We start from the raw sequence: 260 nt of genomic DNA, 5'->3' as shown, positions 1-260 counted from the left end.
CCGATATCGAGGTTACCCGACCAGGTGTTGATGCCAATGCTCACGGTCAGCGGCGCGGCGTGTTCGCTGATGGCCGGCAAGGCGGCGATGCTGGTGCGGATCTTCTCGGCGAGTACGGCGGCGCCGGCACTGTCGGTACCTGGCAGGATGACCGCAAACTCCTCGCCGCCATAGCGCGCCGCCAGGTCCGATGGGCGCCCGACGCAGGCGCCAATGCTCTGTGCCACCGCACGCAAGGCCTGGTCCCCCAGCGGATGGCC

The 260-nt window shown here is 68.8% G+C and carries 1 protein-coding gene; it reads right to left on the bottom strand.

Translation table 11 applies throughout. The annotated features are described in order from the left end of the window. Window positions 1-260, bottom strand: a 260-nt coding sequence (locus SB725_RS32100) for a GGDEF domain-containing protein (protein WP_410923521.1), incomplete at both ends; no start/stop codon positions are given.

The sequence above is a fragment of the Pseudomonas sp. SIMBA_041 genome, from assembly GCF_046535095.1.
Taxonomy (GTDB): Bacteria; Pseudomonadota; Gammaproteobacteria; order Pseudomonadales; family Pseudomonadaceae; genus Aquipseudomonas; species Aquipseudomonas mucoides.
Note: the sequence above shows the minus strand (reverse complement) of the source record. Positions and strands in the feature narration are given on the sequence as shown.